General features: G+C 61.2%; 17 protein-coding genes and 1 riboswitch. Of the genes, 3 read left to right on the forward strand and 14 right to left on the reverse strand.

The genetic code is table 11. From position 1 onward, the window contains the following. Window positions 1-31 precede the first annotated feature (31 nt). The 6 genes from cobF to cbiE are packed head-to-tail and all read right to left on the reverse strand — an operon-like array spanning window position 32 to window position 5157. A complete protein-coding gene (gene cobF / locus ACR0I7_RS01300) occupies window positions 32-775 on the reverse strand; it encodes a precorrin-6A synthase (deacetylating) (protein WP_480507654.1) in 744 nt (247 codons plus the stop codon). Then, window positions 768-1496 carry a uroporphyrinogen-III C-methyltransferase gene (cobA, locus tag ACR0I7_RS01305; protein ID WP_480507656.1) on the reverse strand — a complete coding sequence of 243 codons (729 nt, stop codon included), beginning with the start codon at window positions 1494-1496 and terminating at the stop codon, window positions 768-770. The genes cobF and cobA overlap by 8 nt, the downstream gene beginning before the upstream one ends. Next, window positions 1493-2809: a cobyrinic acid a,c-diamide synthase CobB gene (locus tag ACR0I7_RS01310; RefSeq protein ID WP_480507658.1), complete on the reverse strand. Its 1317-nt coding sequence runs from the start codon at window positions 2807-2809 to the stop codon at window positions 1493-1495. Before ACR0I7_RS01310 ends, cobA begins: the two co-directional genes overlap by 4 nt. Beyond that, on the reverse strand, window positions 2802-3596 hold the full coding sequence (cobM, locus tag ACR0I7_RS01315) for a precorrin-4 C(11)-methyltransferase (protein ID WP_480507660.1): 795 nt from the start codon (window positions 3594-3596) through the stop codon (window positions 2802-2804). The genes ACR0I7_RS01310 and cobM overlap by 8 nt, the downstream gene beginning before the upstream one ends. Further along, a complete protein-coding gene (locus ACR0I7_RS01320; RefSeq protein ID WP_480509680.1) occupies window positions 3593-3961 on the reverse strand; it encodes a cobalamin biosynthesis protein in 369 nt (122 codons plus the stop codon). Before ACR0I7_RS01320 ends, cobM begins: the two co-directional genes overlap by 4 nt. After that, complete coding sequence (gene cbiE, locus ACR0I7_RS01325) at window positions 3958-5157, reverse strand: precorrin-6y C5,15-methyltransferase (decarboxylating) subunit CbiE (RefSeq protein ID WP_480507662.1); 1200 nt, start codon at window positions 5155-5157, stop codon at window positions 3958-3960. Before cbiE ends, ACR0I7_RS01320 begins: the two co-directional genes overlap by 4 nt. Between cbiE and ACR0I7_RS01330 the strand changes: the two genes are divergently transcribed. Beyond that, on the forward strand, window positions 5156-5908 hold the full coding sequence (locus ACR0I7_RS01330) for a cobalt-precorrin-6A reductase (RefSeq protein WP_480507664.1): 753 nt from the start codon (window positions 5156-5158) through the stop codon (window positions 5906-5908). The two genes, cbiE and ACR0I7_RS01330, sit on opposite strands and share 2 nt — an antisense overlap. Here the strand turns inward: ACR0I7_RS01330 and cobJ are convergent. The 7 genes from cobJ to ACR0I7_RS01365 are packed head-to-tail and all read right to left on the reverse strand — an operon-like array spanning window position 5881 to window position 13846. Continuing rightward, window positions 5881-6633, reverse strand: coding sequence for a precorrin-3B C(17)-methyltransferase (cobJ, locus tag ACR0I7_RS01335; RefSeq protein WP_480507666.1), 753 nt, complete (start codon window positions 6631-6633; stop codon window positions 5881-5883). The two genes, ACR0I7_RS01330 and cobJ, sit on opposite strands and share 28 nt — an antisense overlap. Then, complete coding sequence (locus ACR0I7_RS01340; RefSeq protein ID WP_480507668.1) at window positions 6630-7358, reverse strand: precorrin-2 C(20)-methyltransferase; 729 nt, start codon at window positions 7356-7358, stop codon at window positions 6630-6632. Before ACR0I7_RS01340 ends, cobJ begins: the two co-directional genes overlap by 4 nt. Continuing rightward, a complete protein-coding gene (locus ACR0I7_RS01345) occupies window positions 7355-7984 on the reverse strand; it encodes a precorrin-8X methylmutase (protein WP_480507670.1) in 630 nt (209 codons plus the stop codon). Before ACR0I7_RS01345 ends, ACR0I7_RS01340 begins: the two co-directional genes overlap by 4 nt. Further along, window positions 7984-9111, reverse strand: a complete 1128-nt coding sequence (cobG, locus tag ACR0I7_RS01350) for a precorrin-3B synthase (protein WP_480507672.1) — start codon at window positions 9109-9111, stop codon at window positions 7984-7986. Before cobG ends, ACR0I7_RS01345 begins: the two co-directional genes overlap by 1 nt. Then, the gene (gene cobN, locus ACR0I7_RS01355; protein ID WP_480507674.1) at window positions 9108-12401 is read right to left on the reverse strand and encodes a cobaltochelatase subunit CobN; all 3294 of its coding nucleotides are present in this window, start codon (window positions 12399-12401) and stop codon (window positions 9108-9110) included. Before cobN ends, cobG begins: the two co-directional genes overlap by 4 nt. Before the next feature lie 3 nt (window positions 12402-12404). Further along, window positions 12405-13460, reverse strand: coding sequence for a cobalamin biosynthesis protein CobW (cobW, locus tag ACR0I7_RS01360; RefSeq protein ID WP_480507676.1), 1056 nt, complete (start codon window positions 13458-13460; stop codon window positions 12405-12407). A 2-nt stretch (window positions 13461-13462) separates the two neighbouring features. Next, window positions 13463-13846 carry a DUF1636 family protein gene (locus tag ACR0I7_RS01365; protein WP_480507677.1) on the reverse strand — a complete coding sequence of 128 codons (384 nt, stop codon included), beginning with the start codon at window positions 13844-13846 and terminating at the stop codon, window positions 13463-13465. 83 nt (window positions 13847-13929) lie between these two features. Beyond that, window positions 13930-14136: riboswitch (cobalamin riboswitch) on the reverse strand. Between the two features lie 145 nt (window positions 14137-14281). Here ACR0I7_RS01365 and ACR0I7_RS01370 point away from each other — a divergent pair. Together ACR0I7_RS01370 and ACR0I7_RS01375 are read left to right on the forward strand one after the other, a co-directional pair. After that, entirely contained in the window at window positions 14282-15238 is a 957-nt protein-coding gene (locus ACR0I7_RS01370) for an NAD(P)-dependent oxidoreductase (RefSeq protein ID WP_480507679.1), read from the forward strand. 162 nt (window positions 15239-15400) lie between these two features. Next, the gene (locus ACR0I7_RS01375) at window positions 15401-15655 is read left to right on the forward strand and encodes a hypothetical protein (RefSeq protein WP_480507681.1); all 255 of its coding nucleotides are present in this window, start codon (window positions 15401-15403) and stop codon (window positions 15653-15655) included. Between the two features lie 473 nt (window positions 15656-16128). Here the strand turns inward: ACR0I7_RS01375 and ACR0I7_RS01380 are convergent, their stop codons facing one another. Further along, window positions 16129-17073 (reverse strand): hypothetical protein, encoded by a 945-nt coding sequence (locus tag ACR0I7_RS01380; protein WP_480507683.1) that lies wholly within the window; start codon window positions 17071-17073, stop codon window positions 16129-16131. Window positions 17074-17093: the final 20 nt, after the last annotated feature.

The raw sequence follows: 17093 nt of genomic DNA on the forward strand, positions 1-17093 counted from the left end.
TCGGTGCAATTGTCATTTGCGACCTTTTATGTCAAATTCCCCGCTTGCGCAGCAAATAGATGTCCATGATCCAGCCGTGTTGCGCACGGGCGCTGGCACGGGTCTTCAGAATTTCTGCGCTGACCTTGGCCAGCGGACCGCTGATCAGGATCTCTTCTTGCATACCCACATAAGCGCCCCACCAGATGTCGAAATCGGCCATTTCAAGGCTTTGAAATGAACATTCACCGTCCAACATGACCGCTACGGTTGTGCCGAACTCAGGCCAGCCCTCGTCTCGGATGCGGCGGCCGGTGGTTACGACGAAGGGGGCGCCAATCTCGTTGACGGGTATCGCATGTGCGGCAGTCAGCGCCTGCAGCGCGGTGATGCCCGGAATGACCTGGATACGCGGCTGCGGCACCAGCCGGGATGCGATTCGCAGCGAGCTGTCATACAGCGACGGATCGCCCCAGATCAGCAAAGCGATGCGGCGTGCCTTGGGGTGTTGTGATATTGCCGTTTGCCAGCGCTCGGCAATGGCGTCGTGCCAGTCGTCCACGCCGCGAAGATACCCGTCATCCGCGCGTCGAGGCGGGATATCGAAATAAGAGAGCACGGGCGCATGGTCGGTCACCTGCACGATGATTGCCTCACGTATCCCTGCTAGATCCTCCTTGTTCTTGCCCTTGCGCGGGATGAGGATCAGCTCTGCCTCACGTATCGCTTCGGCCCCCTGCAACGTCAGGTGATCCGGGTTGCCTGTTCCGATGCCGATCAGGCTTAGCTCATACATGCTCAAGCTCCGCAAGTGGGCCATAGAGGATCAGAGCAGGTGCGGTTCCGATTTCCTGGCGCAGCGTTTCTGCCAATGCGCCGATGGTGGACCGCTGGAGCGACTGCTGAGGCGTTGAGACCGCTTCGGCCATCAGAGCCGGAGTCTCAAGCGGCAAGCCATGGGCGTGCAACATGTCGACCAGCGGTGGGAAGGTGCGTTTGCCCATGAAAACCACGGTGGTTGCCTGCGCGTCCGCAAGCGCGGGAAGGTTCAGGTCTTTAGGTAGTTTTCCGCTGACGTCATGCCCGGTGACAAACTGCACACGCCGTGCCGTCAGACGCCGTGTCAGGGGAATTCCGGCCGCTGCTGCCGCCGCCACAGCCGAGGGTATGCCGGGGATGATTTCATACTCGACCCCGGCCTCGCGCAGGGCGACCAGTTCCTCCTCAAGCCGTCCAAACAGCCCCCCATCGCCCGACTTCAGCCGCACGACGCGGGCACCGGTTTTGGCGTAGTCGACCAGCAACCGGCTGACATGATCCTGTTTGGGCGACGGACGACCGGCGCGCTTGCCGACGCCAACCAGATCGGCGCCCTGGCGGGCATGGGTCAGGATCGGGCCGCTGCTCAGATCATCGAACAGAATCGCGTCCGCCTTCTGCATGCGGTCTACGGCCTTGAGGGTCAGCAACTCCGGGTCGCCGGGGCCTGAACCGATGAACGAAACAAAACCACTCATGCCGATGCCTCGACGATCATGTGAAAGAATGTGCCTGTGACATTGCCGCGCCGCGACCCAGTTTGTGGGCCTTCCGACCCTTCGGCATCAAAAACACGCGCCAACGGCGCATCGGGCTGCTCGACGATTGAGGAGTAGTGGAACTCATGCCCCCGCAGAGCGGTTCCGGCGGCAAAACCGGGCATATCGGCCAACAGTTCCGCCCTGCGATAGCCAAGGTTGAATTTGCGTTTCTCGTAGGACGTGACAAGCCCCAGTAGGCCCGCCATTTGATGGCGCGCACCTTCCTTGTCGATCAGAACATCCCCAAGGGCCATGTAGCCGCCGCATTCGCCATGCACGGGCCGTGTTTCGGCGTGACGGCGCAACCCTTTACGGAATGTCGTGGCGGCAGCCAGCGTTGGCGCATGCAGCTCGGGATAGCCGCCGGGCAGCCAAATCAGATCGGCATCAGTAGCGGGGGCTTCATCCGCCAACGGAGAAAACGGCAGAATCTCCGCCCCCGCGCGGCGCCAACCCTCCAGCAAATGCGGATAGGTAAATGAAAACGCAGCATCCTGCGCCAGCGCGATCCGTTGCGCCGGAGGGCGCGGCAGCGCGGCTGACGATGGCCCGTCCGGGCCTGAGGAGGCCGCAGTTTTGAGGGCCTCAAGATCCACATGCTCGCGCAAAAAACGTGCATAGCCTGCAATTGCGCTTTCCAGATCGGGGTGTTCGACCGCCTGAATCAATCCTAGATGCCGTTCAGGCAAGGTCAGGTCCCCTCGGCGCGGCAACACCCCAAGAACCGGAAGGCCGGCACGTTCCATCCCCAGACGGGTCAACCGCTCATGACGGGGGCTGGCACATCGGTTCAAAATCACGCCCGCAAAGGGCAGGTCCGGATTATACATCCGGAACCCCAGCGCGGTCGCCGCTGCGGATTGCGCCTGTCCTCCGACATCCAGAACCAGAACCACCGGCCACCCCATGCGCTGCGCGGTCTCTGCACTGGTGCCGTGCCCCTGTTCGCCCGGTTTTGCCACTCCGTCAAACAGGCCCATCGACCCTTCGGCAACAACAATATCAGCCCCGGTGGCCTGCGCAGAGATAGCGTTGAACAGGGCATCGTTCATGGCCCAGCTGTCCAGATTATAGGACGCCCGCCCGGCGGCCGCCCGGTGAAAGGCCGGATCGATATAGTCCGGCCCGCTTTTGAACGGCTGAACCGTCAAGCCATCTTCGACCAGCGCGCGCAGCAGGCCCAGCATCACGGTGGTCTTGCCGGTGCCGGAAGACGGGGCCGATATCAACAGTCCGGGGGGGTTAATCATCGCCGTGGCTCCAGCTTGACCACGGGCTCTCGGCGCTTTGCGGGCGATAGCGGCGGTCATAGGTTTTGGAATACAGACAGCTTTCGTCAAAGCCTTCACCGGCCAGCGCAGGTCCAACCATGATCAGCGCTGTACGCGAGATGCCGTCATCCAGCGCTGCGCTGAGCGTCGACAGCGTGGCCCGGATAATCCGCTCGTCCGGCCAGCTTGCGCGATATACAACGGCCACAGGGCAATCCGCGCCATAGGCGGGTGTTAGGTCTGCGACGACCTTCTCCAGATTGCCGATAGACAGATGGATCGCCAGCGTGGCCCCGGTACGGGCAAAGTTCTCCAGCGTCTCGCCTTCGGGCATAGACGAGGCGCGTCCGGGCGTGCGGGTCAGTACGACAGATTGCGCCAGGCCGGGCAGGGTCAACTCGGTGCCAAGTGCCGCTGCAGCTGCCGCAAAAGAAGGCACACCGGGGGTGACGCTGACGGGAATACCCATGTCTTTAAGGCGGCGGATCTGTTCGCCCATTGCTGACCAAACGGACAGATCGCCGGAATGTAGGCGCGCCACGTCCTGCCCGGCCTTATGCGCGATTTCGATTTCAGCCATGATCGCATCCAGATCCATGGGCGCGGTGTTTACGATCTTTGCATCCTTGGGGCAGTGGCTCAGGATTTCCTCGGGCACCAGGGACCCCGCATATAGGCACACGGGGCAAGACGCGATGATGTCGCGCCCGCGCAGGGTCAACAGGTCGGCGGCACCCGGTCCGGCACCGATGAAATGAACGGTCATAACTGTCCTCCGATCGCGACGGCGCAGGTCGCAAGCCGGTCGTCCGATATGTGTCTGGGTGAGATCAGCCGCGCGCCGGGCCCGGCGGCAGCAAGGGCGGATGCCTCGGCCACGCTGCCGGTGCCATATGCGGAGCGGCTGCGGGGTGAGGAGGTAAGCGTGGGCTGGCCACTCAAGTCCGTGGCTCCGATAAGATGCAAGGGCAGGCGCAGGGTCGCCGCAAGTTGTTGCAGCGCCGGGTGCCCGTCTTTGTCAGCTGCGGTCGCTAGCGCCTCAACCTTCTGACCGGTTGCGGCCTGATCGAACACTGCCTGCAGGCTGCCGACTGTCGCAGCAGAAGAGAACCCGATGCCAGCCACGATCATAGCGTTACGCTCCACTGCACCACCGGATAGGCCGATTGCCATCCGCGTCGCGGACCCAGCGGCGCGGCCTGCGCCAGGACGATGCGCAACAACTCCCCGCCCAGTTTTGTCTGCCACTCGGCCAGCAGGGCCTCGCTTTCGAGGGTCACCGCGTTTGCGACCAGCCGGGTCCCGGGGCGTAGGTTGCCCCGCAGCCAATTCAAAAGCGCAACGCTCATGCCGCCGCCGATGAAGACCACGTCTGGCAGAGGTAGATCAGCCAGCGCATCGGGTGCGGTGCCATGAACAACCTCTAACCGGTCTTGTCCCAGTGTATCGGCATTGCGTCGAATACGCTCGGCACGGTCTGCACGCGGTTCGATACTGGTGGCTGTCAGCGTCGGATCACACATCAGCCATTCGATGCTGATGGAACCTGTTCCGCCGCCAATGTCCCACAGGTGCTCGCCTCGTTGCGGGGCCAGCGCCGACAAGGTCAGGGCGCGGATCGGGCGTTTGGTAATCTGCCCGTCCGTTTCAAAGATATCGTCCGGCTTGCCCGACGCTTTTGGAAAGGCGCGGCCCGTTCCCGTCACTTCAAGTCCGACGCAAACCGGGTGATCGAACGTGCCCAGCAGGGCTTCGGTCAGCGACACGATCCGGGTATTTTCGCGCGGCCCGCCCAAAGCCTGCATAACGTGCAGCTTACTGTCGGCAAAGCCAGTTTCGGTCAGGTAGGTGGCCAGTTCTGCAACCGCCTTGCCATCGCGCAGCAGCAATATGGCGTACAAGCCGGATGACAAGTGAGGCCGCAGGCGGGTCAGGGGGGCGGCGTGCAGGCCAAAGGTTAGCGTGCTTTCCAACGGCCAACCCAATCGAGCCGCGGCGAGTGAAAAGGTCGACTGACCGGGCAGGGCGGTCCATTCGCCAGCGTCAAAATTGCGCGCGATCACCGATCCCGCGCCGAACCAGAATGGATCACCCGAGGCCAGAACAACCGTGCGCCGTCCGCGCAGCCCCTGTAGGATTGGCAGTCCATCGATAAAAGGAACCGGCCATTCGATGCGCTCGGCATCGGTTTTAGGGACCAGCGATAGGTGACGCGGCGGGCCCATCACAACCTCTGCTGCATCCAGCACTTGACGGCTTGCGGGGGACAGGCCATCCAGTCCATCTTCGCCCAGTCCCAGCACGGTGAGCCACGGAGCTTTATGCATGTCCAAACTCCTGATCCTTGGCGGTACGACCGAGGCTAACGCATTGGCCAAAGCTGTTTCCGACCAAGGTGTTGCGGCGGTTTATTCCTACGCAGGCCGTGTCGACACACCGCGCCCGCAACCCGTGCCGGTGCGGGTCGGAGGGTTTGGTGGCGCGGAAGGTCTGGCCATGTATATCCGAGAGAATGATATCAGCCACGTTATCGACGCAACCCATCCCTTTGCCGCGCAGATGAGCCGGAACGCTGCCCGCGCCTGCTGCATGGCAACAGGGACGCCTATGGCTGCGCTGACGCGCCCAGCCTGGGTTCCGGGCGACGGAGATCGCTGGAAGCATGTTCCAGACATCGCGCGCGCTGTTGATGCTTTGTCCGGCCCAGCGCAGCGGGTTTTTCTGGCGGTTGGTCGAATGCACCTTAGGGATTTTGCAGCTCAGCCTCAGCACGACTACCTGCTGAGGCTGGTCGACGCACCCGACGAACTGCCCTTGCCAAAGCGAGAGGTGGTGGTGTCGCGTGGTCCGTTCACGGTGCAGGAGGACACAGCGCTGATGCAGCGCCACGGAACCCAGTTGGTTGTTTCCAAAAACGCGGGCGGAACTGGCGCGCGCGCCAAGCTGGACGCCGCACGGGCGCTTGGCCTGCCGGTGTTGATGATCGATCGCCCAGCCCAGCCTAAACGGATCGAGCTTACGTCGGTGCCGCAAGTTATGGACTGGCTGGCTCATTCCGGGGTGAACCTCGGCGTGTAAACGATTGGTCCGCCGTCTCGTTCGATGATCCGCGTCCGCGAAGAGCCGACGATCACAACCGTCTGCATATCGGCCATCTCTGGCGTGGCCTCGGCCAGTGTCGAGATACGAAGCGCCTCATCCGGCCGCGAGATGGCCCGCGCAAATAGGATTAGGCGTTCGGGTTCGCATTCATCACGCAGGATTTCCAGCGTTTTTACAAAGCCTTCCGGTCGGGATTTCGACCGCGGGTTATAGAAGGCCATCGAAAAGTCCCCCTGCGCCGCCAGACGCAGGCGTTTTTCGATCAAGGACCAAGGTTTGAGATTGTCGCTCAGATTGATCGCACAGAAATCATGCCCCAGCGGTGCGCCTGCGCGGGCAGCCGCAGCCAGCATGGCCGTAATCCCCGGCAAAACGTCGATTTGAAGATCACGCCACATCTCGGGGCCGCTTTCCAGAGCCTCGAACACCGCCGCGGCCATTGCAAACACACCCGGATCGCCCGATGAGACCACCACGACGCGTTTACCTTCCGCCGCCATTTGCAGCGCGTGTTGGGACCGGTCAATCTCAACCCGGTTGTCGCTGGCATGCAGCGTCAGGCCCGCGCGTTCGGCCACGCGGGCGACATAGGGAAAATAGCCGACCACATCGGTCGCCTCGGCCAATGCCGCCGTTGCTTCGGGCGTCACCAACGTTTCATCGCCGGGGCCAAGACCTGCGATTTTGACCCAGCCACTCATGGTCGGCGTCCCTGACCATGTACGATAATGATCGAGAAATAGGGTGCCAGCTTCTCACAGGCCTCGGACAGCTTGGTCACGGTCTGGTTTGGCATCTGCGCATATTCCACAATCCACGCCCGATCAAACAGACCGGCCGTTTTCAGCGCGCGCTTTACCTTGTCGATATTGCGGCCGATCTTCATTACAACCAGCGCATCGGTCTGAGCCATACGCTCGGCCAGCGTATCCTCGGGCAGGGTCCCGACCAAAACCGTCAGCACATCGTCGCCCCAGGTGATCGGATCGCCGGTTGCAGTCCAGGCCCCCGACATACCGGTGATGGCGGGGATGATGTCGACGTTAACATGGTCGCGCAACCGGCTGTAAAGATGCATGAAAGACCCGTAGAAGAACGGGTCGCCTTCGCAAAGGACCACCACCTCTTCACCGCGATCTGCAAGCGCTTTCAGGTGCGCTGCACAGTCTTCGTAGAACGCAGATAGCAGTTCGTTGTAGCGCGGGTCGGTGACAGCGATTTCCGTAGTAACGGGGTATTCCATCGGAAACTCGACGGCACCGCTGGGGATCATCCCGTTCACGATCTTTCGTGCCTGACCGCTACGACCGGGCTTGCGGAAGAACGCGATATGCCGGGCGCTACGCAACAGACGGTCGGCCCGGACACTCATCAGATCGGGATCCCCCGGGCCGAGGCCCACGCCGTATATGCGACCTGCACTCATTCGGCGCGGCTCGCGATTGCGTTGATGGCAGCCACTGTGATGGCGCTGCCGCCCAGGCGTCCTTTGACAATGCAAGAGGGTACGGGTTGTGCCGCCCACAGCGCGTCTTTGGACTCCACCGCGCCCACAAAACCGACAGGGCATCCGATGATGGCCGCCGGGCGCGGGCAATCAGGATCTTCCAGCATGTTCAGCAGATGGAACAGCGCGGTCGGGGCGTTGCCGATCGCCACCAGCGCACCGTCCAGATGCGGCCTCCACAACTCAAGCGCAGCGGCAGAGCGGGTATTGCCCATCTCAGCGGCCAGAGGGCGCACACGGTCGTCATGCAGGGTGCAGATCACCTCGTTATCGGAGGGCAGCCGAAAGCGTGTCACCCCCTCGCTGACCATGCGCGCGTCGCACAGGATCGGTGCGCCGTTTTCCAGCGCGGCGCGGGCAGTTGCTACGAAATCCGGTGAGAAATGGACAAACTCTTCCAGCCCGACCATCCCAGCAGCATGGATCATGCGAACCGCGACCTGTTCCTCGTCGCCATCAAAACGCCCGAGATCGGCCTCGGATCGGATCGTGGCAAAGCTCTGCTTGTAAATTGCCGCGCCGTCGGTTTCGTATTCATAGGGCATCAGGTGAAGTCCATGGTCATAAGGGTTTCAGGGCTCAGCCCGCGTTGGCAAGGCTCATCCCCCGCGCGGCCCTGTTTGACAAGATCAAATCGTCCGTTGTTGCCGATCAAAGTGATGTCGGCCGATCCCATTCGAGCGCAGCCCTTGGAACAACCCGAAACATGCAGGTTGCCCGGAACACGCGCGGCCAGGGCGCGGGCAATGTCGCGGGTTTCAATCTGCGCCTGCGGGCAGAACGGGGCGCCGGGGCAGGCGTCAGTGGTTAGCAGCGGATCAGTGCCATCTGTGACGAACCCCGACGCACGGAGCGCCGCCCCGCCTTCCAGCAGGATCAGTCGCCACGGGGTGACGCGCAGGGCGCTTGCACCCGATGCGCTGATTAGGTCGGCAAGCCGGTCCGCAGGCAACTGTCCGAAAGCCGCGCCATAGAGCGTGCCCAACCAGCAACGACCCGGTTGCAGCGGCGCTCCGATAGGAGCGAGTGCGTGCCCCAGCCACTCTTGCGGCAAACCCTGTGTTGCCACCAGCCGGGCCATGCGGCGGGTCTCGGGCGCGTGATGTTCTGTAAACCAGCTAGCCAGCGATATGACCCGATCAACTGCGTTGGCTTCGCTGACAACGCGCCCGGTTTCGGCCCCATCGGCCCGAAGAATCAACCCATCGGGGCCATTTTCCAGCCGGATATCTGCTGAATCTCCGGCCAGCAGACGCTGCACTCCGGTATCGATGGCAAAGCCGAACTTTGCGGGCAGAGAGGGCAGGTCGCCCAGCCGGTCAATAAGCTTTTGCGTCAACCGTGAGGTCAGATCACCGGCCTCATAGAGCGGTGAGACCAGAATGTTCCGCCGCACCTCGATGCCGGGCTCGGCGTCCAGCAGGTCGAGCCCGGCAAGTTCCTCAAGCAATGCCCGATGGTCCGTTTCCGCAACCCCGCGCAGTTGCAGGTTGGCGCGGTTGGTTAGGTCAATGGTGCCGTTGCCAAACCGACCGGCCAAATCACAGAGGCCGAGCGCCTGTTCGGCCGTCAACCGCGCCAGTCGGGGGCGCACACGGACAACCAGACCGTCACCGGACATCATTGGTCGGTGCGCGCCGGGGCACCAGCCTTGAACCACCGGAGCACTCATCCCAGCCCCTCCAGATCCGCGCGGATCGAGTTTCGGCGTGTGTCCCAGAGCCCTGCCGCCAGCAATGCGCGGAACCGGTCCTGCATGGCCTGATGGGCCAGCGGGTTGGCCTCTTGCAGGAAGGCGTCGACCTCTTCATCGCCCAGTGTTGCATCGTGATAGAGATCGAACAGATGCGGTGCGACGGTGCCGGACAGATGCGCGAAGGACGCCATATGATCCAGCGTGGCCGCGATCTCGGCCGCGCCTCGGAACCCGTGCCGCTGCATCCCTGCGATCCATCCAGGATTGGCGGCGCGCGCGTGAACGACGCGGCTGATTTCCTCGGGCAGCGTACGGGCGCGGGGATGTTCCGGGTTGGTATTGTCCAGATGATAAAGCTGCGCGCTGCCGCCGATGATCTTCTTGGCCGCGGCAAACCCGGCTTCATGCGTGGCATAGTCATTGGCCAGTAGAAGATCGGTTTCGGTCAGATCCTGCAGATGGACAAAGCTGTCAGCGTTGGCGACGCGTTCGGTGATGCCGAGGACATCCTGCGCAATATGCTCCCCTTCCAACGCATAGGAACTTGCTTGCAGCCATGCTTCACCTGCCTGCATGCGGGCCTCATCCGTGTAGGTCTCGGACAGGTGCGTCATGTTCACGCCATAGCTGCCCGGTGCCGGCCCAAAGACCCGTGAGACAGGCGCCTGACCGGCGTAGGGGTTCCAATCTGCGGCTTCATCACGGTTCGACAAGGCCCGGATGGCTTGACCGAACAGCGCCGAGAGCGTCGGGAAGACGTCCCGGAACAAGCCCGACACGCGAAGGGTCACATCCAGGCGCGGGCGGTCGAGGTCAGTGATCGGCAGAACTTCGATGCCCGAAACCCGTTCAGAGCCTTTGTCCCAAACTGGCTTCACGCCCAGTAGATGCAGCGCCATAGCGAATTCCTCGCCCGCTGTGCGCATGGTGGCCGAGCCCCATAGATCGACGATCAGCCCTTTGGGATAATCGCCTTCCTCTTGCAGATGCCGACGGACGAGTTCCTCAGCCAGTTTGACGCCTTGGGCATAGGCCGCACGGGTCGGCACGGAACGCGGGTCCGTGGTATAGAGGTTCCGTCCCGTCGGCAGCACATCCGAGCGACCGCGATAAGGCGAACCGGATGGTCCGGCCTCGATCCGTTTGCCCGCCAGTGCATCGGTCAGGGCGCCGCGTTCGGCACGGGCCGATGGCGCAGGATCGAAGTTGCCGGTTGCTTCGGGCACCCGGCCAAAGATATGCAACCCGTCGCCGAACTGACTTTCCTTGATGTCACAGACAAAGCGATCGATCCGGGTGATCGCCTCGGCGGTGCAGGTGGCCTGATCCAGGCCCAGATCGCTTTCCAGTCCGATGGCCTGGGCTTCGTCCCGGATGTCCTCTTGCAGGCGGTCACGGCGTTTGGGGTCCAGTCCGTCGGCGTTCGAGAATTCATCTAGCAGCGTTTCCAGTCGGACCATACGATCCGGCGTACCGCTTTCTTTCATGGGTGGAGGAATGTGGCCCAGCGTGACTGCTCCGATCCGGCGTTTGGCTTGTGCGGCCTCGCCGGGATCATTGACGATGAACGGGTAGATCACAGGCAGATCGCGGATCAGCGCTTCGGGCCAGCATTCGGCGGACAGCGCTACGGATTTGCCGGGCAGCCATTCCAGCGTGCCATGTGCCCCGATGTGGATCAGCGCGTCTGCCCCCAGACCTTTGCGCAGCCACAGATAGAACGCCACATAGCTGTGGCGCGGAGTGCGCGAGAGGTCGTGATAATCGTCGTCGCGCAGCTCGGGCGTACCGCGTTCCGGTTGCAGTGCGATCAGGGCCTTGCCGCGCCGCAATGCGGTGAAATGGAATGCGCCGTCTGCGAAGACCGGGTCATCCTCGGGAGTGCCCCAGACCGATTGCAGGTCAGAGCACAACTGCGCGGGCAGGTCCGACAGTGCTGCCCGATAATCATCCATTGACCATGATATGCGCGCGTCCGGCAAGGTCTGGGCGATCGGTTCGCCCGCTGCGGTGTCATAGCCGTCGCCTGACAAGTCGGCCAGCATCGCCTCGGCCGAGGCCAGCGCGTCCAGGCCGACTGCATGGGCCATTTGCCACTCTTTGCCTGGGTAGGTGGACAGCACCAGCGCGGGAACCTGATCCTTGTTTGGCTTGGCGCTGAGGTTCATCCAGCCCGCGACCCGGTCGATGATCGCCTCGATACGTTCCGGCTCGGCGCGGTGCGCAAAGCGGGAATACTCCAGATCGGGATCACGCTTGCCCGGTTCTTTGAACGAAGCGATGCCTGCTGAAATTCGCCCGTCAACCTCGGGCAGCACAACATGCATGGCAAGATCCGCTGGTGATAGCCCACGCTCCGCTTCGGCCCAGGCTTTGCGGCGCGACGTCGCGAGGGCGACCTGAAACACCGGCACATCTGCTGCGTCCAGAGGCGAGGTGCCCGATGCGCCTTTGCCTGAGAATGAGGTGGCGTTGATGATCGCCGAAGGGTTCAGCGCGACGATGCCTTCGCGCAGCCAATCCGCCGATGCAGGCGCTTTCAACGACGGGGCGAACAAGCCAACCGCTGCGAACCCGCGCGCGCGCAGGCGATCGATCAGAGCCGCAACCGGTGCGGTATCGGCCGATGTCAGATACGCGCGATAAAAGGTAACGAGGATGCGTTTTGCATCACCCGTGAAGGCGGTATCGATCGGGATCACGCCCCGATCCGGGCACCATGCGCCGCATTCCGGCAGGGTTTTGGCACCCATTACGGGCCCGGCATAACACCCCGCCGCCAGAGCCATCTGGGCCAATGCAGCCTGCGCCGTGACCTCGCCGCCGGTATCACACAGATGGGCCAGTCGGCGCAGGGTCGAGACGGGCAGGGTGGAGTAGTCATCCAGCCGGGTATCTTCGCGCCCGTCCGCGGGCAGGACGGCCAGAGCGATGCCCTTGGCCTGCGCCAGCGTCAGCACCTGCTGCAAACCGTAGGGCCAATACGGCACCCCGCCGATCAGGCGGATCAGGATGCCTTTGGCCCCGTCCAATGTCTGCTCGACATAGGTGTCGACGGACAGCGGGTGTTTCAACGCGGTCAGGTTGGCCAACCGCATTGATGGCATGTGCCCGTCGGGACCGCCGCCCCGATGCCAGCCTGCCGCGAAAGCGCCAAGGTCGCTGTCGGAAAAGGACAGCACCACCAGATCCGCCGGGCTTTGGCCCAGATCGGTTGGGGTTTCGGTCTCTTCCAACCCGTGGCTTTCGCGAAAGACGACGTGCATGGCTTATTCGGCGGCCTCTGGCACTCCGACGAGAATATCGCGGATTTGGGCCTCTTTGATATCGTCATGCTCGGCAATGACCACCAGACGCGAGCGGCGTTCTTCGCCGGGCTGCCATGGGCGGTCGTATTGATGACGCACGCGCGCGCCGACAGCCTGTACCAGCAGGCGCATGGGCTTGCCCTGAACGGCGGCATATCCCTTGACGCGCAGGATGTTCAACTCGTTGGCAAGGCGTTCGATCTTGGAAACCAGCGCAAGCGGGTCGGTCTGTTCCGGCAACTCGACGATGATGCTTTCAAAGTCGTCGTGTTCATGATCGTGATGGCCGTCATGGTGCGACGGGCGCGCGTCCATGTCATCTTCGGCAGCCGCTTCCAGCCCAAGAACGACCCGAACGTCGACGACGCCCTCGGCGACCTCAACCACGGGCAGCGGGCGCGGGGCCTCGGCCGCGATGATCTCTTTGGCTTTGGCAACACCTTCTGGACCCGCCAGATCGGGCTTGGTCAGCAGAATGATGTCTGCGCAGGAGATCTGATCCTCGAATACCTCGGACAGGGGCGTTTCATGGTCAATCGAGTCATCAGCCATGCGCTGCGCGTCGACCGCCGCGACATTCGGGGCAAAGCGACCGGCGGCCACGGCTTCGGCATCGGCCAGAGCGATCACGCCATCCACGGTGATCTTGGACCGGATATCCGGCCAGTCGAACGCCTTGAGCAAGGGTTTTGGCAGCGCGAGGCCTGAGGTTTCGATCAGAATATGCTCAGGGCGCGGCTCCAGCGCCATCAGTGCTTCGATGGTGGGGATGAAATCGTCGGCCACGGTGCAGCAGATGCAGCCATTGGCCAGTTCCATGATGTTTTCAGCCGGACAATCCGGGATGGCGCAGGACTTCAGGATGTCGCCGTCAACGCCAACATCGCCAAATTCGTTGACCACTACAGCCAGCCGCTTGCCTTGCGGGTTCTGCATCAGATGGCGGACCAGGGTGGTCTTGCCCGACCCAAGAAAGCCTGTGATCACGGTGACGGGGAGTTTCTCGAGATTGCTCATTTCTATGCTCCAATCGGAGGGATGCGCGAGGCGCAGTTTTTGCGAAAATGCTCGGGGCGTTCGCGCCACTTCACCAAGCCATCTTCGGTGGCCAGATATTTGGTCGCGCCGTCAACGATCACGTCGATATGGTCGGTCTCGTTCAGGTTCTCATAGACAAAGGTCCAGCGCTCGGGGCCACCCCGCAGCACGATGGAACAGCCCTGATCGCAATTCGAGAGGCATTCAACCGGCTTCAGAGTGATGCCCTTGGGCAATTCGGCCTGTTCCAGCGCTTTGTGCAGCAATGTGCCGGGGCGCTGGGCGTCATCTTCGACGGGCAGGCCGCGGCGGCAAGTGGTACAGACCAGCAGTTCAACTGGTTTGGTCTCGGTCACGTGTCTCATCCCCCTAATCGGTTCATGGGGGACGGGGTTTCATGCGGGCCACGCAGATTGCCATGGTCCCGACGCCGGAACACCCCGTCCGGTTTCGTACTCGGGTGCTGGCAGGTCTCCCGGCTTGCGGATGCCAAGGCGGTTGCCTTGTCGGATGTCCCGCCTTCCCGGCCTTTTGGCCAGTGGCATTGGGCACCCTCTCCGGTCACGGTCGCGGGGGCGGCTGCGTTTGACGGAAGCTCCGCTGACGCATTCCCTTTTCATCCTCGTTCGAGGACACCAACGGATCGGACATGCGGTACGGGCGGGGGGCTTGTCAAGCATGTCGAGCACGTCAGGTGTCGTCGGCGATAAAAAGCGACCTGTCGACGTCGCTGGGCGGCATGACGTTGCGGATGTGTCATGCTGCGATGATCGAAACAGATCAGCAAAAACAGGTGCCATATGAAAGTGGGTTTTGTCGGGTTGGGGAATGTCGGGGGCAAGCTGTCGGGCTCGTTGCTTAGAAACGGGATTGACCTGACGGTTCATGATCTCAACCCAGAGCTGGTTGCCCGGTTGGCCGCCGATGGCGCAAAAACTGCTGACGATCCGGCCCAGCTTATGCGGGACTGTGACGCGGTCATTACCTGTCTGCCCTCACCGGCCGCTTCGGATGCTGTTCTGCAGGACATGCTGCCTGAGGTGCGACCCGGAAAAATCTGGATGGAGATGTCGACCACCGACGAGGCTGAGGTGAGGAGCTTGGGAGCTGCGGTGATTGAACGCGGCGGAGTGGCCGTCGATTGCCCCGTTTCCGGTGGTTGCCATCGCGCGGCGACCGGAAATATCTCGATCTTTGCGGGATGTGATCGTGAAACCTTTGAGATGATTCTGCCGCTGCTGACCACGATGGGGCGCCGCGTGCTGCACACTGGCGATTTGGGTTCGGCCTCGGTGCTTAAAGTCATGACCAACTATCTGGCGACCGCCAACCTGATCACCTGCGCCGAGGCTCTGGTGACCGCTAAAGCGGCAGGCATGGACCTGAGTACGACCTATGAGGCGATCAAAATCTCCTCTGGCACCTCTTTTGTGCATGAGACTGAAAGCCAGGTGATCCTGAACGGCTCGCGGGATATCTCGTTCACGATGGATCTGGTGAAAAAGGATATTGGTCTTTTTCAAGAGGTCGCCGACCGCGCCGGGGTGCCGCTGGAGATGAACCCCGCGATGATCAAGATCTTTGACGACGGAATTGCACGCTATGGCGAGCGGGAATTGTCGCCCAACATCATCAGGCGGCTTGAGGAGGCCACCGGCCTGGATATCCGCGCGCCGGGGTTTCCAGCCGAAATGCAGGACGATGAACCTGAGGAGCCGGGTTACGAAGTTATTCCGCGGGGAAGAGCTGGCGCATAGCCCCCAGCGTGGTCACGCGATTGGGGCTTTTAGCAGTGACACTATGGCAAGGCGCTCCGCGGTGCCGCCAGCTCGGTGTGTGGGCTCCTTAGGGAAACGACTCAGGATATGCTATTTGTCGCTTCAGACGCGAGATGACTCTTTACGAACGCGTCAACGTCCATGATAGATAGCTCGGTCAAAACACAAGAAATGCCGGTTCATGAGACGATAACCGACCGGATTTCCAATATGGCGGCTCCGCTACGTCATATCCAATCCATGGACATTGCCGTGTTGGACATTACCAATGCGCCTTATGAGCCTAAGGTCACCACAGATTTTGATGCGATATGTTTCAGCCTAGGCCAGGTAAAAGGGTACAAAGCTGATCTTATCACGGAGCAGAACATCGTTCCCGGGCGCGCCTACGTATAACCCAAGGGGAGAGGTAGGCAAACTGACCAGAACCCGCCTAGTTCAGTGTCCTGGATTGTGAGTGGAGCACTTCGGCGGGTGGTATGGTTTTAACAAGTTGAATCGATCTGTTCTTTCACGTTTCGGGTTCTCAGTTTCCTGCTCAGCGGGCGCTGGATTCTGCCCGCGGGCTGAGAGGATCAGGCCTTTGTCAGTCGATCTGTTTTAGCCGGATTTTGTCATGCGGAGCGGACAGCCGGTGTCCGTGGGAAGACACATCAGACCGGAGTTTCAGAAATCTCTCCGTTGTGGCACCGCTCCTGTTGGATTGCGTTATGCAAAAGCGGCGCCCAGGTCCTAACCCGTGGCCCACGCCATGACTTTCTGGCGTTCGTGACGATGTATCGATGCCGATCTGACCGAAAATGTGGTTATAGGAAACTTTGACGGCGGATCCTTTTGCAAGACTGATCCACCGCCGCAGTCGATGCCTATTACTTGGTATTCACTATAGGCGGGTGCTTACAGCGTCCGAGGCAATAGTGAACGCCCGCTACATCAGCCGGCGACAAGACGGGCGGCACCTTGGGGCCGGGGAACAGCATGTCCACACAGGCGTCTTTATCGACGTCAAAATACGCCGCTATGCGCGGAGGCATACCCGGCGTACTTTTGGTGTACATCTTCCATTTCGGATTATTGTTTTTGTTCTGTGCATTTGCTTCCCAATAGTTAACGATCCGAATGTTTCGCCCATTGGCATACAGCTTAAGGTTCAGATGCTGATTTTCAGCTGTTGCTTTTATTTTCAGGCCCGTCGCGCTGGCGGCGGCCGGGAAGATATTGTCGGGATTGCTGTTATCTCTTTTGTCGACTCTGGCATTTTTTGCCTCGACGTGAAAATACTGATACCGAAACCGGCTGTTTCTGTCCTTGGCGTTAGGAATCTCGGTTATCATCAAAACGCACAACCTCAGATCGCGGGTCTTGGAATTGTAGCTATAGCCAGAAAGAAGTGGGTCATGCGCGCAGTTTTCCAGAATCTGACCCTTTACGAAAATCTCCCGTTTTCCATTTGATCTTTGTGTTGAGTCCGCAGCTCTCAGCAATGCGCGCCCTGTGATGCCTGACAGTCCTTGAAACTGTTTTTTGCTGTTTTTGAGCTTTTGAATACAGGCGTTGAGCGATCCGTTCTCACTACATAAATCTGGCGCAAGCTCGTGAAATACGTTGAGGAATTGCTGATCGTCGAGCTCATCCACTGGAACCGGGGCCGCATTTCCCGCTTTGTTGGACCCGCCGACAAGGAACTTCTTGCTTGGTACCTCGCGGGTATTCAGAATTTCACCGGTCTCCGGGTCGACCGGTCCGGGTGTGCAGGCTGCGAGAACAAGTCCCAAACCTGTAACTGCTGCAAATCCCAGTAGCTTCTTTCTCATAATCGTCTCCAAAGGCAAAA

The organism is Ruegeria sp. AM1 (assembly GCF_056540745.1).

What these genes read in the sequence shown, in the direction of transcription:
- cobW (WP_480507676.1), bottom strand. Translation starts at nt 13,460, where the DNA reads ATGAGCAATCTCGAGAAACTCCCCGTCACCGTGATCACAGGCTTTCTT.
- ACR0I7_RS01330 (WP_480507664.1), top strand. Translation starts at nt 5,156, where the DNA reads ATGTCCAAACTCCTGATCCTTGGCGGTACGACCGAGGCTAACGCATTG.
- ACR0I7_RS01310 (WP_480507658.1), bottom strand. Translation starts at nt 2,809, where the DNA reads ATGATTAACCCCCCCGGACTGTTGATATCGGCCCCGTCTTCCGGCACC.
- ACR0I7_RS01375 (WP_480507681.1), top strand. Translation starts at nt 15,401, where the DNA reads ATGATAGATAGCTCGGTCAAAACACAAGAAATGCCGGTTCATGAGACG.
- cobF (WP_480507654.1), bottom strand. Translation starts at nt 775, where the DNA reads ATGTATGAGCTAAGCCTGATCGGCATCGGAACAGGCAACCCGGATCAC.
- cbiE (WP_480507662.1), bottom strand. Translation starts at nt 5,157, where the DNA reads ATGCATAAAGCTCCGTGGCTCACCGTGCTGGGACTGGGCGAAGATGGA.
- cobJ (WP_480507666.1), bottom strand. Translation starts at nt 6,633, where the DNA reads ATGAGTGGCTGGGTCAAAATCGCAGGTCTTGGCCCCGGCGATGAAACG.
- cobM (WP_480507660.1), bottom strand. Translation starts at nt 3,596, where the DNA reads ATGACCGTTCATTTCATCGGTGCCGGACCGGGTGCCGCCGACCTGTTG.
- cobG (WP_480507672.1), bottom strand. Translation starts at nt 9,111, where the DNA reads ATGAGTGCTCCGGTGGTTCAAGGCTGGTGCCCCGGCGCGCACCGACCA.
- ACR0I7_RS01370 (WP_480507679.1), top strand. Translation starts at nt 14,282, where the DNA reads ATGAAAGTGGGTTTTGTCGGGTTGGGGAATGTCGGGGGCAAGCTGTCG.
- cobN (WP_480507674.1), bottom strand. Translation starts at nt 12,401, where the DNA reads ATGCACGTCGTCTTTCGCGAAAGCCACGGGTTGGAAGAGACCGAAACC.
- ACR0I7_RS01340 (WP_480507668.1), bottom strand. Translation starts at nt 7,358, where the DNA reads ATGAGTGCAGGTCGCATATACGGCGTGGGCCTCGGCCCGGGGGATCCC.
- ACR0I7_RS01365 (WP_480507677.1), bottom strand. Translation starts at nt 13,846, where the DNA reads ATGAGACACGTGACCGAGACCAAACCAGTTGAACTGCTGGTCTGTACC.
- ACR0I7_RS01345 (WP_480507670.1), bottom strand. Translation starts at nt 7,984, where the DNA reads ATGCCCTATGAATACGAAACCGACGGCGCGGCAATTTACAAGCAGAGC.
- ACR0I7_RS01380 (WP_480507683.1), bottom strand. Translation starts at nt 17,073, where the DNA reads ATGAGAAAGAAGCTACTGGGATTTGCAGCAGTTACAGGTTTGGGACTT.
- ACR0I7_RS01320 (WP_480509680.1), bottom strand. Translation starts at nt 3,961, where the DNA reads ATGATCGTGGCTGGCATCGGGTTCTCTTCTGCTGCGACAGTCGGCAGC.
- cobA (WP_480507656.1), bottom strand. Translation starts at nt 1,496, where the DNA reads ATGAGTGGTTTTGTTTCGTTCATCGGTTCAGGCCCCGGCGACCCGGAG.